Origin of the sequence: Flavobacterium cerinum, assembly GCF_004028155.1 — a bacterium.
In the GTDB taxonomy this organism is placed as follows: Bacteria; Bacteroidota; Bacteroidia; order Flavobacteriales; family Flavobacteriaceae; genus Flavobacterium; species Flavobacterium cerinum.
Window position 1 is genome coordinate 98,668 of record NZ_SBII01000004.1, and the last position, 15,636, is coordinate 114,303.

The window sequence follows — 15,636 nt, forward strand, 5'->3', positions numbered from 1 at the left end:
AAAAATTACATGACAAAAGAATATAAAAATATGATAAGGATGAAGCTGTTTATAACAATCTTGTCCTTCTTTTTAGGATCAATAGTGGTTATAGCTCAAAATACTAAGGAATATGATCTGTATATAAACGATACAATAGTTAATTATACGGGTAAACAGGTAAAAGCGATTGCCATTAACGGAAAAATACCCGGGCCGCAACTGGATTTTACCGAGGGCGATATCGCAGTGATACGGGTACACAACAAAATGCACCATGAAACTTCGATCCATTGGCATGGACTTATACTTCCAAACGAACAGGATGGAGTGCCATATCTTACAACAGCACCCATAAAAGGTATGTCTACCCATACGTATACGTTCCCTATTAAGCAAAGCGGAACCTATTGGTACCATTCACATACTATGTTACAGGAACAGGTTGGGATGTATGGTGCTTTTATAATTCATAAGAAAGGCGAACCAAAACTGCCTGAGTATACAGTATTGATAAGCGACTGGTCTGACGAGAACCCTCATGAGATAGAACGTTCTCTTCACAAAGCAACCGATTGGTATGCTATTAAAAAAGGAGCAACCCAAAATTATCTGGAAGCAGCTAAGGAAGGGTATTTAGGGACGAAATTTAAAAACGAATGGAAGCGCATGCATGCTATGGATGTGAGTGATGTATACTATGAACGTTTCTTTATAAATGGTAAGGTTGATGATGAAGCGTCGCAATTTAAGGCAGGCGATAAAGTAAGGCTTCGGGTTATTAACGGGAGTGCCTCTACTTATTTTTGGCTGACCTATTCCGGCGGAAAAATAAGTGTGGTTGGCAGCGATGGCGAAGATGTAGTACCTGTGGAGGTAGATCGGCTTATCGTTGGTACATCAGAAGTATATGATGTTGTTGTAACCATTCCTGATGATAACAAGGCATTTGAGTTTATAGCAACTTCTGAAGACAGGATAGGACATGCTTCTTTATGGTTAGGGCAAGGTGTCAGGCAATTAAAACAGCCGTTACCAAAGCTCAAGTATTTTGAAGGTATGAAGATGATGAACGACATGATGACCCTTGGCGGTAATATGAAAGATATGGGTATGAACATGAGCCTTCAAAAGATGGATATGAATACGGTTATGTATCCCGAGATAACAGGCAAAGCGGGAGCTGCTAAAGAAATAATGGATATGAAACATAGTGAGCATAGCGGTCATGGAAAATCTGATACTGGTATTGTGACTCTTAATTATTCGATGCTGAAAGCGCCTAAAAAAACAACATTGCCTGATGTGCCTTTCAGGACGCTGAAATTCGAACTGACCGGGAACATGAATCGTTACGTATGGACGATCAATGATAAGGCGGTTTCTGAAGTTGATAAAATATTAATCAAAAAAGGGGAGAACATTCGTATCATTATTACCAATAATTCGATGATGCGCCACCCTATGCACCTGCATGGGCATTATTTTAGGGTTATTAATGAGCACGGAGAATATTCACCTCTAAAGAATGTGATCGATGTAATGCCGATGGAAACCGATATTATAGAGTTTAATGCCTCTGAAGAATATGGTGACTGGTTTTTTCATTGCCATATACTATACCACATGATGTCGGGGATGGGTAGGATCTTTACTTATGAAGATTCGCCACCCAATCCACAGATCCCTGATCCTGAAAAAGCATTAAAAGTGGTATATAACGACGATAAGAGATATTACCTGTCTGCTGAAATTGGTTTAGAAAGTAACGGTAGTGATGGAGAGATCCGACTTGAAAATACCAAGAATTTTGCTGAAGTAGAATGGCGATTGGGATTCAATGATAGTTCAGGTTATGAAACCGAAGCGCATATAGGGCGTTATTTAGATAAAAAACAATTCTTTGCTGCCTATGCGGGATGGGATTTTAGGTACCATAGCTCAGAAGAATCAGAGAAAAACCTTTTTGGTCAGGCAAGTACACAGGCTAAAAGAGCAGTTGCCTGCGTAGGATTGATATATATGCTGCCCTGGTTTGTAGAAACCGATCTAAGGGTGGATCATGAAGGTAAAACCCGCTTACAATTTAAAAGAGACGATATTCCGTTAACATCACGACTACGATTATGGGCTTCCTGGAACACGGATTTTGAATACAGTGCCGGCAGCCGATACATTTTAACCAAATATTGGTCACTTTCTGCCCACTACGATAGTGATATGGGATTAGGCGGTGGTTTGGTGCTTACATATTAAGATTGGTAATATATTTGACTTTTTGAGCTGAATATTACTGTTTTTAATTTGCTATAAAAACAAAAAAGCTGTAAGTTAATTACTTACAGCTTTTTACCATTTTCGTAGCGAAGACGGGAGTTGAACCCGTGACCTCAGGGTTATGAATCCTGCGCTCTAACCGACTGAGCTACCTCGCCATTTTTGCTTGATTTATGTCCTTCAATGCGGGTGCAAATATAGAACTTATTTTGTACTCTCCAAATAAAATTTTAGAAAAAAAATTATTTTTCAAAAGGCTTTTTTATCCGTGTTAAATATTCTATATTTCGCAAAATTTAGACACCAATGGACGAAAAAATAAAATATGAACTGGAGTTTCCTATAACTTCTTCACCACAGCTTTTATATCAATATATATCTACACCATCGGGTCTTTCAGAATGGTTTGCAGATAATGTAAATTCGAGAGGTGAGTTTTTTACTTTCATTTGGGATGATTCTGAAGAAAAAGCAAGAATGTCGTCTAAAAAAACCGGAGAAAAAGTAAAATTCCGTTGGGTTGATGACGATAATAATGATGGTGAGTACTATTTTGAGCTTCGTATACTTGTAGACGAGATAACAAAAGATGTTTCGCTTATGGTGGTAGACTTTGCAGAAGAAGATGATTTACAGGAATCCAAACAGCTTTGGGAAAACCAGGTGTCAGACCTAAAGCATGTTTTAGGCTCAGTTTAGGAATTCTTTGTATTTAAAACTATATTTGCCCTGAATATTCAGGGCTTTTTTTATGATTAATTATAACGGTACTCTCGTAACCGAATCCAATATATCCATACACGAAAACAGGGGTTTTCTTTATGGCGATGCTATTTTTGAAACGCTTAGAGTGTTAGATGGTAAAGTTCTTTTTCTTGAAGATCATTACTTTAGGTTAATGGCATCCCTGCGCATTGTAAGGATGGAGATCCCTATGAATTTCACCATGGAGTATATGGAAGAACAGGTATTGCTGCTTACAGACACTTTAGCTGCAGCTCCGTCTTACAGAGCAAGAATATCTGTGTTTAGAAAATCAGGTGGCTATTACCTCCCAACAAACAACGATGTTGAGTTTATTGTAACTTCTTCTGCGCTTGAGGAACCTTTATATTCGTTTACAGAAGGTGCTTATGAAGTTGATCTATTCAAAGATTTCTATGTAACTAAGCAATTATTATCTACGCTTAAGAGTACTAACAAAATGGTTCAGATCACAGGAAGTGTTTTTGCGCACGAGAACGGCCTTCAAAACTGTTTGCTGGTTAATGATGAGAAAAATGTAATTGAAGCACTGCAGGGGAATCTATTTATGCTTACAGGCAATAGATTAGTTACTCCGCCTGTTTCAGATGGCTGTCTTAATGGTGTTATGCGCAGGCAGGTACTGGCTTTAGCTCAAAAAGTTGAAGGATTGGAAGTAGTGGAAGCATCTATATCGCCATTTGATCTGCAAAAAGCAGATGAATTATTCATTACAAATGTTATAAAAGGTATTCAGCCGATAACAAAATACCGTAAAAAAGAATTTGTTAGTATCATGGCATCAGATCTTTTAAAGCGACTTAATGCCAAAATACGATTTAGTTAATTTAAGGTAGGATTCTCAGGAGCATTAGACCAAATAAGGTAATCGCCGCCTAATTCCATAATTTTTTCTTTCCAGAATGAAGTGCTGGATTTGCCTATAATCTTGTTGTTATAGCTGTTTTCAGATACGATCCAGGAATTTTCTTCAAGCTCATCTTCAAGCTGGTGGGCATCCCATCCTGTATATCCAAGAAAGAAACGAATATTATTCTTTTTTATCAACCCCTTGTTTATTAGTTCTTTGGTCGACTCAAAGTCGCCTCCCCAATAAATGCCGTTAGATATTTCTATACTTTCCGGAATAAGTTCCGGAATGTTGTGGATAAAATAGAGGTTATCCTGCTCTACAGGGCCTCCGTTGTAGATTTTAAAATTTCCGCGTATCTCAGGGATGAGGTCGTGAATGCTATAGCCCAGAGGTTTGTTTAGGATAAATCCGACAGAGCCCTCATCGTTATGGTCGGCCAGTAGTACTACCGATCTGTTGAAAGAAAGATCCCCAATGGTGGAAGGTTCTGCAATTAGCAGGTGTCCTTTTTTTGGTTTTAGTGAAATCATCTTCTTACAATTTGTAATAAATTTAAATTAAAAAAAACAGACCTCCAAAAAAATTCACAAACTTTTAAAAAAAAAGCCTCTCAAAAATTGAGAGGCTTCTATATTTTTCTGTAAAAGAATTACTTAGCGTTTACAGTTCCGTCAAGCTCAGCTCCCGGTTTGAATTTCACTACATTTTTAGCAGCAATGCTTATTGATTTTCCTGTTTGAGGGTTTCTTCCTTCTCTTGCAGCTCTGTTAGATACAGACCATGATCCGAATCCAACTAATGATACTCTTCCACCTTTGTTAAGAGCTCCGCTAACATTGCTTACAAAAGATTCTAATGCTTTTTTTGCTGCACCTTTAGAAATACCTGCGTCAGCAGCCATTGCGTCGATTAATTCTGATTTGTTCATAATAATTGTTATTAATTGTTTGGTTAAAATTTTGGTATTCACACTTCCTGTCCTACAAATTTAATAGGAAATCCAAACTACGCAAGCGTTTTATGTAATTTTACCCTCAATTGTTGATAACTTTTGACTCAATGTTAACAATGGTACTTGTTTTATTGGATTTTTTGAAACTATCAGTGTTTGTGGGGGTTATACGGCCATTGCCCCCTCAGAAAAGTTCATTCCATTTAGAAGTTCGCGGCTTGTCATTTTTTTCTTACCCGGAAATTGAAGACTGCTAATTTTTATAAAACCATCTTTAACTGCCACATTTATTTCTTTTTTATCGGCTATAATGCTGCCAACGATTTTATCGTGCTTTTCTTCTATAAAAGAGGTTTCGTATATTTTTATATTCCATTCCTGAGCATTATCCTGAAAAAAACACCAGGCAGCAGGGTAAGGACTGAGTCCGCGTACAAGGTTGTGGATATCTTTTCCTGGTTTTGTCCAGTCAATTTTACAATTCTCACGGTTAAGTTTATAGGCTGTTTTAACATCATCATCTGTTGGCTGTATTGTAGTTTCGGCATTTCCATTTTCGATAAGTGTAAGCGTTTTAACTACAGCATCTTTACCAAGATCCATCAAGCGGTCGTGTAATTCACCTGCATTTTCATCAGGGCCTATTTCTAATGCCTGCTTTAATATCATGGCGCCTGTATCTATTTTGTCGTCTATAAAGAAAGTTGTAACACCGGTAGTTGTCTCTCCATTAATAACTGCCCAGTTTATAGGCGCAGCCCCTCTGTATTGTGGCAGTAAAGAAGCATGTAGGTTAAAGGTGCCCAGTTTTGGCATTTTCCATACGGCTTCAGGAAGCATTCTAAAAGCTACAACAACCTGTAGGTTAGCTTCAAGGCTCTTTAATTCCTCAAGAAATGCTTCGTCTTTTAGGTTGGTAGGCTGTAGTAAATTAAGGCCTTTTTCAAGGGCGTATTCTTTTACAGCCGAATACTTTACTTTTTGACCGCGGCCGGCCGGTTTATCTGCAGCGGTGATAACCCCTACAATATCATAATTATGTTGGTATATAGTATCGAGTATGCCCACGGCAAACTCCGGGGTTCCCATAAAAACAATTCGTAAGCGTTCCATTTACTTCAGCGTATATTTATTATTAGTGTTTATTCTTATTTTGTTATGTTCCAGCAGTAACTGCAGTGAAAATACTATTTCCTGCGCTGTTAACTCCAGTTTTTGTTCCAGCTCCTTTGAGTCTAAAGAGCTGATTTTTAGTAAATCCAATATAGCATTAGCTATTTCAAGCGGGCTTTTTATCGTTTTATTTTTTGTGATGCAATACGAGCATATGCCGCAATCTGAATTTTCCTTTTCATCAAAGTAATCTAGTATGAGTCGGCTTTTGCATCTTGTAGTATTGGATGTATAATTTACAACCGACTCAAATTGCCTTGTTTTGATCTCATTCTGATTCTCTAAAAATTTAGAGATACGGTTAATGGTATGATTATCTTCGCGTACTTCGTTAAAAGTAATACTACTGTCGTTACCGGAACTGCGGTAGGTGATTACTCCTTTATGCTGTAAACGCTGCAATAAGTTGAGTAATTCCTGTTCTGTTATCTTAGCTTTTTTTGTGACAAGGCTTGTATTTAGCGATGTTTCCATATCAAAGATACCGGAATAATTTCGTAAAATAACCAGGATCGTTTCTTCATCGGCAGGATTGAGGCTTATGTAGCGCATTACTTCCTTGCTTGGAATAATGAATTGAAGCGCAATCTTTTCTGTAAATTCCTGAGAAAGGGTCATTATTCCCTGTCTGTCCAGAAACTGAAGTGCATTATATGTTTTTATAACCGGAAGCTTGTAGCGCTGGCAAAATTCATTAAAGTTAAAAGGGAAAGTTTCATCGATACCCTCGCCATAGGCAATTTGGAGATAGCTGTTTAGTCTGAGGTAAACTTCTTTAAGGAATTTTTTATCGGGCAGTACTTCTATAAATTGACTTTTTGCTATATCAACGTCAGATGGACTGACTAAAAGCACAGCAAATGATTTTTTCCCGTCACGACCTGAGCGTCCTGCTTCCTGGTAATAGTTTTCAAGATTTTCAGGGAGCTGTATGTGTATAACAGTTCTAACGTTGGGTTTATCTATACCCATTCCAAAGGCATTGGTCGCTACAATAACCTGTGCTTTTTCTTTCAGCCATGCCTGCATATTGGCTTCCTTTTCTTTCTCTTTGAGACCACCGTGGTAAAACGTAGCGGTATAACCTAGCGACTGTAACTGATGGGCTATATCGTGGCAGGATTTACGGTTGCGTACATATATAATAGATGGTTCCGGGTTTTTAGTCAGGATTTGCTGTATACGGCGCAGTTTGTCTTCGGTTTCAAAAACCATATAGGCAATGTTCTCCCGAGCAAATGATTTTTTAAATACTACCGGATCTTTCAGTCCCAGCTGTGTAATGATATCCTCTTGTACTCTTTGCGTAGCTGAAGCGGTTAGTGCTAAGAATGGTACGTGGGGCAGGTGCTTTTTTAAGGCAGAAATTTTAAGATAGGCCGGACGAAAATCATGTCCCCATTGTGATACACAGTGAGCCTCATCTACAGCAACAAGATTTATAGGCAGTTCCTTAATCCGTTCTATGATCCAGTCGGATTGTAATCTCTCCGGAGAAAGGTATAGAAATTTATAATTACCAAAACGGCAATTGTCCAGTAGATCACTTAATTCTGAAGTGGATATACCTCCAGTAAGTGCAATAGCTTTTATGTCTCGTTTTGCCAGGTTGGCTACCTGATCTTTCATTAAAGCTACTAAAGGTGAAATTACAAGGCAGATGCCGTCTTTCATCATGGACGGGATCTGAAAACATACCGATTTTCCTCCGCCAGTTGGCATTAGTGTAAAGGTATCTTTACCTTCAAGTACCGTTTGGATAATTTTATCCTGCGGTTCCCTAAAGGTATCATGATGCCAGTATTTTTTGAGGATATCGAGCGCCTGCTGCATAGTTGTTTAGAAAGGATGCACGAAGTTACTAAGAATTTGGGTATTCATGGCTTATAGGGATGTAAATAACATAAGACTTTGTTAAACGACTTTCTTTTAGGAGATTCGTTGTATATATTTACAGGGAATGACATTAATGATAAATGAATACACTATGAAAAATACGCCACGTGACACAAAATTTGAAAATGTTGAATATGTAACTGTTGGAAAAAAAAGATTTCCCGAACATTTTTCAATTGCTAAAAAAAATACAATTATCAGAAATATAGAAATTATAGTAACTTTTGCTATCGTGCTTATTGCAGGAGCAGGAATTTACGGAATTTTTAATTAAGGATTTTAAGTTATTAGATTAAAAGACGCGGTAGAATCCGCGTCTTTTTTTTATGATTTTTTTAAAAAAAATATCAGAATGAAAAGGCGCAGTCTCCTGCGCCAGTTAAAACAAAAAAATCTGTTTTTTTTATGATGCGGCAACTGTGCCGCTCTCAATATACTCTTTAAATCCTTCAATATCTTTTTGGAGCATGTTTCTAAATATTGGTGTGAACAATTTAGCAGTAAGTTCTCCGGCTTTACCCATTGGTGCATGATAGGAAAGTGTAACTTCAATATCAGTAGTAGTACCATTGTCTGTAAATCTTACTTTACCAGCATTATCGATGTTTGAATTTGGCAGCGAATGCCAGCTAAGCAGTTCGTTTGGCTTATCCATTAATATTTCTGCCTTCCAGTTGATGGTACCTATCCCACCGGGAATCCTGGCGGCCCATTCGGAAGTTGCAGTGTCCAGTACATTTACACTTTTTAGATGTTTCATGAACAACGGCAGGTTTTCAAGCTGTCGCCACGCATTATATACTTCGCTTACAGGCTTATCTATAGATAATGATGTTGTAATGGATACATTTTTTCCTTTAAGAGCTTTAGTATTATCCATAATATCATAAGCAGGGCAGTAGCCTGTAATACCTCTTAAAAGCATTGTGCCTGCTGTAATACCTTCCATTATTTTTTTGTCGTCTTTCTTTTTAAGCGCACGGTATAAAAGGTAAGTACCTGCTGCGATCATTAGTAAACGTTCTGTTTTCCCTACATTGACCCTAAGTCCTGGAACAATACTTTTTTTACCTTTATGTAGGTAACTATCTGCTTCTTGAAGATTGGAAACGGATGCATAGCGGTTTGGATCTGTACCTGATACATCATACTTCGAGAAGTTTCGTTTTGGGCTGTTTGCCGTGAGATTTTTGCTAGCTTCCATAATGAGGTTGTTTAATGTTACTGTTATAGCTAAAATTACCCATTATAACCCTCGTAATGTGGTAATTATATGGTAAAGTATTCTTAAGGATGTTATAAAACCACATAAAAAAAGCCACCATTCTCTCGAACAGTGGTCAAAAAAAATTGGAATAAAACAAAAACTAACTACTACTAACTATCTTTTTATAATTTTTTGATTGGCAGTACTGCCATCAGTAAAGCTTACTTTCAGGATATAAACACCCGTTGCTGCTTTACCTAAACTTATTTTGTTTGTAGTGCCGGCTGCGATAAGCTGTCCGGTAAGATTATAAGCTTCTATGCTTTTTATTTCATTAACTGCCTGAATGGTTACAATATCAGTTGTTGGGTTTGGGTACAGGGTAAAGTCTGTTTTGTTTATCTCATCTATTCCTGCTACTGGTGCATTAACTTTAAGTGAGTACTCTTCGACCTGACCATAATAGGCACTTGTACAGGCATCAAATTCTCCTTCTTCATATACATTCCACTGGTCTTTAGTGATTCTCATTCTGGTTGTACCTGTTAGCGCTGTTGGGGGAACCGTTATATCCAAAGTAGCTTTAATACCATCTATACCTGTAGAGCTTTGCAATGATGTTGTATAATATTCGGTATCCATATCATAAACATGGTTTTGGTTCCAGTCTATAAATACACGTATGTCATGTATAAAGCTACCCGCAGTGTTACCTTCTACGTTAAGCGTGTAAGTTTGGTTTAAAATTACATTTCCTGTAATGTTTATAAAGCGTTCGTAGGCAGGCGTTGTATTAATCGTTTCTGGAGAGGTGTTATCTATACCTGCAAACTGTACTCTTGTAATCGGTTCAACATCCCACTCTACACTTGCCTGGCAGTAAGGAGCTGAAGAAAGCATGTCCTGGTTTATGATAAGAATAGTTATGGTGTCAACTACAGTAGTATCAATTGTGCTTACTGCCTGTACAGTAATACTGCCGTTAACAGATGCTGTTACAACCCCGTTTTCGTCAATAGTAGCAAGTGCACCACCTTCAATAATGCTCCAGGTTACATCCTGACCTGCATCGGCAGGCAGTACATTTGCTATTAATTGTAATGTGCCGCCCACAGTGTTAATTCGTGGAGATGCATTCTCCGGAACTGTTACATCAAGGCTTGTTGGCTGGATGGTTTGGTTTGTTATTGTAATGTCTATTGTGTGTACTATAGAAGGTCTTGCTGTACTCACGGCTTTTACGGTTACTGTTCCGTTTGCTGTCGCTGTTACCAGTCCATTTGTATCAACTGTTGCAAATTCTGAACCTGTAACGATAAACCATGTTAATGATTGATCTGCTTCTGCCGGAAGGATAGCAGCATTTAATTGCAGTGTACCATTGTTTGTATTTATTTGTGCAGCAGCATTATCATGTACTGTTATAGTTAGACTTTCGGGAGCAATTACCTGATTTGTAATTACAACATTAATAGTGCCCAGTATTGTGGCATCTTCAGTGCTTACTGCCTGTACAGTTACTGTTCCATTATCAAGAGCAAATACTACACCTGATGCATTGACCGATGCAAATTCTGCTCCTGCAATTCTGCTCCACGTTACTGTTTGCTCTGCAGCCACCGGTAATACATGTGCAACTAATTGTATAGTACCGTCATTTGTTGTTATTTGTGCCGGCGTGCCGTTATAAACGTTTACTGTAAGGCTTGTTGGTGCAGGTTTAATTATAACTAAACCTTTTATACATCTAACTGAAGTTCCCTGATCGCGGAATCCGCCTGCGCCTGCATTTACAATAGCATTACTGTAATACAGGTATTTTGCAAAATCTGGGTTTGTTGCGCTAATGGTGTTGCTCCAATAATAGCCCCTAACGCCTACATTGTAAAGATTACCGCTTGAGTTTCTTGCACCGGCAACAGTAAGTTTAAGGTTGCTTTGAAAAGCAGATGCTACATTGGTTATGCTCTCACTCTGCATTACTGCCTGCCATTCTGCTTCTGTAGGTAGTCTCCAGCCCTGACCCATTGCTTTACATGGATCACAGCCATTGAATTCATTTGCATCAGCAGGAGTTGCTGCTTCCCATTTGTTGTCTGTAGCACCATTATCCCACCATGTTGGATCTGATGTAATGAAATTGCTGTTTCCTGTGATTCCTGATGGATTGTTGGGTACGGGAGCATTAGTTGATGTTGCAGAAGTGCGTAATTGATGGCCATCCTGCCAGCGGCCCCATTGATAAAGATCCCCAAAAGCATCAGCATCTGTAGCAGATGTTGCTATTTGGGAGCTTCCCAGGTTTTGTTGTGACCAAACATTCCCATCGGCAGCCCTAACAGTAGTATATTGTACAGTTTGGTTAGCATAGGTAAAAGATATTGTTCCTGTTGATCCTGTTGTTAGGGCAGGATCTGTAGCAGGTGTTTGTGCATGCGCAGTACCAAATGCTAAGGCTGTTAAAAGAAGGTATATTTTTTTCATGTAATGGTATTTAAAAAATCTGAGACAAATGTATTTATTTAGATTAATTAAAAATAAGATAAAAATGATTTATCAGAAAAAATCTTTTTTTGACCGATATTTTGGAATAATGATAATTTAATTAACATTATTTTTTTTCATTATGTAAATCAGATGTAAAAAACACTAAGATAAAATCAGTAGTTTGATGAGGAGAGAAGGGGGGTTTTAGTATTTTCCATCTTTTTAAGATATTGAGGGAAGTAATCTTAAATAGTTTGTGCCTTGAAAGAGCCTTACAGTAGAAAAAGAATTTAATTAAGAGTATTTGTTAAAGGATATAAAAAAAACCATCCGTTAAGGATGGTTATAATAATTTAAGAGATATGTTATTAAGAAGCTGCAAGTTCCATTACAGAAATATGGTTTTTCTTAACCTCATCAGCTGTATCTTCCACTACTGATATTCCCAGTATTTGAAAAGACCTGTATATTGTTATGTTATTTTCGTCAGCAAATTCAGCAGCAACAACATCATAGTCATGAGGGTGAAGTACAATAATATTATTTTCTTTTAGATCGTGTTCAAGTACAAACTCCTGTACTGAATCATAGCTTATAGCATATCTCATACAGAGGGATTAATTAAATTTTACCTCTAAGACATCAATTTCATATTCACTGATTTCATTGTTTTCATCGGCGATAATATTGATTCCTGAAATACAAAACGATTTTGCCTTTTTAGCACCTTTTGCTACTAATTTTTCAAAATTAGAAGGGTGAAGCATAAGCATTACGTTTTCACTTAAAGCATTGGCAAGAATAAATTTTTTGATCGTGGCTAAGTCAATGTTCTTTTTCATTGTAATAGTTTTAGGTGGTTGGTTTTACAAAGATGAACTATAAACCTTTAAAGTTTTGGTAATGAATTGCCAATAAAACATTAAATTTTTTAACATAACATTTGACCGATTAGAATTACAAATAAAATATTTAAATACTAATAAAATTATATTGAAAATATATTTATTTAATGTATTGGTAAACAACTTTGTAATAAAAATCATAAATTAGATTTGATTATTTAACAGGTATTTATGTTTTTTTAACCTGTATCGGCTGTCCTCAGCCGATTGTTAAATGATGTTATCGACTACAGGGCGTAATTAATCGATTAACGGAATTAGTTAGTAACCAATTATTAATTTATAATAACAATCCTTTATGAAAAAAAAATTTGTAGCAGAGTTTATCGGTACTTTTTGGTTGGTTCTGGGGGGCTGCGGTAGTGCGGTACTGGCAGCCAATTTTACATCAGAACCTTTTATTGGAATTGGGCTTGTAGGAGTCTCATTAGCTTTTGGTCTTACAGTACTTACTATCGCCTATGCTTTAGGCCGAATTTCCGGAGCTCATCTTAACCCGGCAGTAACTATAGGATTATGGGCCGGCGGACGTGTAGAGGCTGCAACAGTACTGCCTTATGTTATAGCACAGGTTTTAGGAGGTATAGCAGGTGCAGGTGTCCTTTATGTTATTGCCACTGGAAACGGAAGTGCTATTGGTGGTTTTGCGGCTAATGGCTATGGAGAACATTCTCCGGGAGGTTATGATATGACTGCTGCTTTTGTGAGCGAGTTTGTTATGACATTTATGTTTATCATTATAATTTTTGGTGTTACAGAGAAAGACCGTGCCCGTGAGGCATTTGCAGGTCTTGCAATAGGTCTTGCTCTTACTTTAATTCACCTTATAAGTATTCCTGTAACAAACACTTCGGTTAATCCGGCAAGAAGTATCAGCCAGGCGGTTTTTGTTCAGGGCTGGGCTTTAGAGCAGGTATGGCTGTTTATTGCAGCACCGATATTAGGTGCTATTGCTGGCGGAATTGTTTATAAAAATGTATTGAGAAAAACAGAATTTTTGCCGGAAGACCGTCATGAATAAAATCACTTTACAGTTAAGATAATATAAAGCCTCAGTTTACTGGGGCTTTTTTTTGCTAATAGTTTAAGGTAACGAGGCTTACATTGCTATGTAATGAACTTGTTGTATATTTAACTAAGCACTATTTTAATTCTTGGAATCTAAAAAAAATGTAAAATATGAATGCATTGGTAATTTCCGGAGGTGGAAGTAAAGGAGCATTTGCAGGTGGAGTTTCAGAATATCTTTTAAAAATTCAGAAAAAGGATTATAAGCTTTTTGTTGGGACTTCAACAGGAAGTTTATTAATTCCGTTTTTGGCGATTGGTGATATTGAAAGGATAAAAAAGATCTACACTACAATAAAACAGGAAGATATTTTTAGTGTCTGTCCTATTACGATCAAAAAAGAGAACGGAATTGTAAAAACAGGCATAAACCATTGGGGAATTGTAAAGCAGTTCTTTAAAAGACAAAAAACATTAGGCGATAGTACTAATTTACGTTTGCTAATCAAAGAAAATTTTACAGAAAAGGATTTTGAATTGATTAGGTCTTTAGGAAAAGAGATCGTTGTTACCGTTGCTAATTTAACAACACACCAAATAGAGCATAAATCGTCTAATGACTGCGGATATGAAGATTTTTGTGACTGGTTATGGGCATCAGCAAATTTAGTCCCCTTAATGAGCCTGGTTTCTAAGAACGGATGCGAATATGCCGATGGTGGTTTTGGTAACCTTATACCTATTGAACAAGCAATTAGGAAAGGAGCAACAGCGATAGATGTTATCGTTTTAAAAATTAAGGATGGAGTTTATAATAATCCGCCGCTGCGAAATGCCTTAGATGTGTTTTTTAGAACCTATGACTTTATGCTGAACCAAATTGCACTGGATGATATACTAATTGCAAACCTGGAAGCTGCAAGCCAAAATGTAACCGTTTCCTTTTACCATATCAACAGGGTTTTAACAACACATTCTTATATTTTCGATGCCGATGATATGCGCCAGTGGTGGCAGGAAGGATATGAAATGTTCCAGAGTAAAGAATGTACTAAACATTATCTTACCCCGAAAAGCAATTCTAAAAATGATTTTTCTTAAGACATCAAACCGATAGTTGTAAGTTGTTTTCTTGTGCTGTATGCTTTAAAACAGCCATGTCAACAATGGTTTGCGTCATATCCGGGTAATGTACGGGTATAGGCTTTCCGTTTTGCAGCCATTCGGAAATAATAGCTTCATACTTTGGCTTTAGGCTTTTAATTACAGGAACTCCCATTGTTTTTAATGCTGCGGCGTTAAGCTGCTGTTCATATTGATTCTTCATTGGAATCACCAATAGTTTTTTACCTAAAAAAAGGGCTTCGGCAGGCGTTTCAAATCCGGCTCCGCACAATACTCCGGCTGATGCTGCCATACTTGCTGTAAACAAAGCGTTGTTTACTGGTTGAATGGTTATGTTTTTATGTATTATTTTTTTGGAGTTATGCTTTGAGAAAACATCCCATTTAACATCTTTATATTGAGAAAGTTTTTTAATAAGGGACTTGTCGTCATAGGAGGGAAGGTAGACGGTGTAATGCCCATCATTTGTAATTTCGTGGCTGCGTACCTGCTGACGAATTACAGGAGTGAATATACTGTCGTTGTTGCCTTTAAAATGGAAACCATATTTAAAATCAGCAGGAGCATAGTTTTGTAAAATCAGCTTACCCATTTTATCACTGCTGTCGGGCAAAGGGAAGTAGCCTGCCAGTACTGCAGATTGGTGGCTTAAAGCAATGCAGGTTTTCCCTTTAAAATAACACGCCCATGCCGATACGGGTTCGAAATCATTAATAACCAAATCATATTTTTCTACAGGCAGTTGTTTAATGCTTTTTATTAATTTTCTAAGACTGGCTTTTGCAAGTGTTTTCCATAGATCAACACCTCCTTTTTTACCAAAAATAAAGCTCATTCCTTTAAGCTGGTACTTTACAGGGAAAGGCAGTTTAAGGTCTCCCTGTATGCCACTCACCAATATATCTACCTCACCATGTTTTTGCAGGCATGGTATAATATCTATTGCCCTGCTTAAATGCCCATTACCTGTACCCTGAATTGCATATAGAATTTTCATGGTTTACTATTT

Annotated in this window: 15 protein-coding genes and 1 tRNA gene; 6 read left to right on the plus strand and 10 right to left on the minus strand. The window is 37.3% G+C overall.

The window, feature by feature from the left end; translation table 11 throughout:
- Positions 1–9: 9 nt before the first annotated feature.
- Positions 10–2,235 carry a multicopper oxidase domain-containing protein gene (locus EPI11_RS07335; RefSeq protein ID WP_241657594.1) on the plus strand — a complete coding sequence of 742 codons (2,226 nt, stop codon included), beginning with the start codon at positions 10–12 and terminating at the stop codon, positions 2,233–2,235.
- Between the two features lie 105 nt (positions 2,236–2,340).
- Here EPI11_RS07335 and EPI11_RS07340 read toward each other — a convergent pair.
- Positions 2,341–2,414: transfer RNA gene (locus tag EPI11_RS07340), tRNA-Met, on the minus strand.
- Positions 2,415–2,562: 148 nt separating this feature from the next.
- Here EPI11_RS07340 and EPI11_RS07345 point away from each other — a divergent pair.
- Positions 2,563–2,955, plus strand: a complete 393-nt coding sequence (locus EPI11_RS07345) for an START-like domain-containing protein (protein ID WP_128389309.1) — start codon at positions 2,563–2,565, stop codon at positions 2,953–2,955.
- A gap of 52 nt (positions 2,956–3,007) precedes the next feature.
- Positions 3,008–3,847 (plus strand): aminotransferase class IV, encoded by an 840-nt coding sequence (locus tag EPI11_RS07350; protein ID WP_128389310.1) that lies wholly within the window; start codon positions 3,008–3,010, stop codon positions 3,845–3,847.
- On the opposite strand, the gene EPI11_RS07355 is transcribed toward EPI11_RS07350, so the two are convergent.
- From EPI11_RS07355 to EPI11_RS07370, 4 genes are all read right to left on the minus strand, one after another.
- Positions 3,844–4,404, minus strand: coding sequence for a YqgE/AlgH family protein (locus tag EPI11_RS07355; protein ID WP_128389311.1), 561 nt, complete (start codon positions 4,402–4,404; stop codon positions 3,844–3,846). The two genes, EPI11_RS07350 and EPI11_RS07355, sit on opposite strands and share 4 nt — an antisense overlap.
- A gap of 119 nt (positions 4,405–4,523) precedes the next feature.
- Positions 4,524–4,802: an HU family DNA-binding protein gene (locus tag EPI11_RS07360; protein ID WP_128389312.1), complete on the minus strand. Its 279-nt coding sequence runs from the start codon at positions 4,800–4,802 to the stop codon at positions 4,524–4,526.
- A 189-nt stretch (positions 4,803–4,991) separates the two neighbouring features.
- Complete coding sequence (gene fmt, locus EPI11_RS07365) at positions 4,992–5,939, minus strand: methionyl-tRNA formyltransferase (RefSeq protein WP_128389313.1); 948 nt, start codon at positions 5,937–5,939, stop codon at positions 4,992–4,994.
- Positions 5,940–7,832 carry a RecQ family ATP-dependent DNA helicase gene (locus EPI11_RS07370; protein ID WP_128389314.1) on the minus strand — a complete coding sequence of 631 codons (1,893 nt, stop codon included), beginning with the start codon at positions 7,830–7,832 and terminating at the stop codon, positions 5,940–5,942.
- A 154-nt stretch (positions 7,833–7,986) separates the two neighbouring features.
- Between EPI11_RS07370 and EPI11_RS07375 the strand changes: the two genes are divergently transcribed.
- Positions 7,987–8,169 (plus strand): hypothetical protein, encoded by a 183-nt coding sequence (locus EPI11_RS07375; protein WP_128389315.1) that lies wholly within the window; start codon positions 7,987–7,989, stop codon positions 8,167–8,169.
- Between the two features lie 129 nt (positions 8,170–8,298).
- On the opposite strand, the gene EPI11_RS07380 is transcribed toward EPI11_RS07375, so the two are convergent.
- The 4 genes from EPI11_RS07380 to EPI11_RS07395 form a co-directional block, all read right to left on the minus strand.
- A complete protein-coding gene (locus EPI11_RS07380; RefSeq protein WP_128389316.1) occupies positions 8,299–9,099 on the minus strand; it encodes an SRPBCC family protein in 801 nt (266 codons plus the stop codon).
- Between the two features lie 177 nt (positions 9,100–9,276).
- Positions 9,277–11,586, minus strand: a complete 2,310-nt coding sequence (locus tag EPI11_RS07385; protein ID WP_128389317.1) for an Ig-like domain-containing protein — start codon at positions 11,584–11,586, stop codon at positions 9,277–9,279.
- Between the two features lie 371 nt (positions 11,587–11,957).
- Positions 11,958–12,197, minus strand: a complete 240-nt coding sequence (locus EPI11_RS07390; RefSeq protein ID WP_128389318.1) for a hypothetical protein — start codon at positions 12,195–12,197, stop codon at positions 11,958–11,960.
- A 9-nt stretch (positions 12,198–12,206) separates the two neighbouring features.
- On the minus strand, positions 12,207–12,431 hold the full coding sequence (locus tag EPI11_RS07395; protein WP_128389319.1) for a hypothetical protein: 225 nt from the start codon (positions 12,429–12,431) through the stop codon (positions 12,207–12,209).
- Positions 12,432–12,792: 361 nt separating this feature from the next.
- On the opposite strand from EPI11_RS07395, the gene aqpZ reads away from it, so the two are divergent.
- Entirely contained in the window at positions 12,793–13,515 is a 723-nt protein-coding gene (aqpZ, locus tag EPI11_RS07400) for an aquaporin Z (protein ID WP_128389320.1), read from the plus strand.
- A gap of 158 nt (positions 13,516–13,673) precedes the next feature.
- Positions 13,674–14,603 (plus strand): patatin-like phospholipase family protein, encoded by a 930-nt coding sequence (locus EPI11_RS07405; protein WP_128389321.1) that lies wholly within the window; start codon positions 13,674–13,676, stop codon positions 14,601–14,603.
- A gap of 4 nt (positions 14,604–14,607) precedes the next feature.
- Here EPI11_RS07405 and EPI11_RS07410 read toward each other — a convergent pair whose 3' ends face one another.
- Positions 14,608–15,624 (minus strand): glycosyltransferase family protein, encoded by a 1,017-nt coding sequence (locus EPI11_RS07410; RefSeq protein WP_128389322.1) that lies wholly within the window; start codon positions 15,622–15,624, stop codon positions 14,608–14,610.
- Positions 15,625–15,636 lie beyond the last annotated feature (12 nt).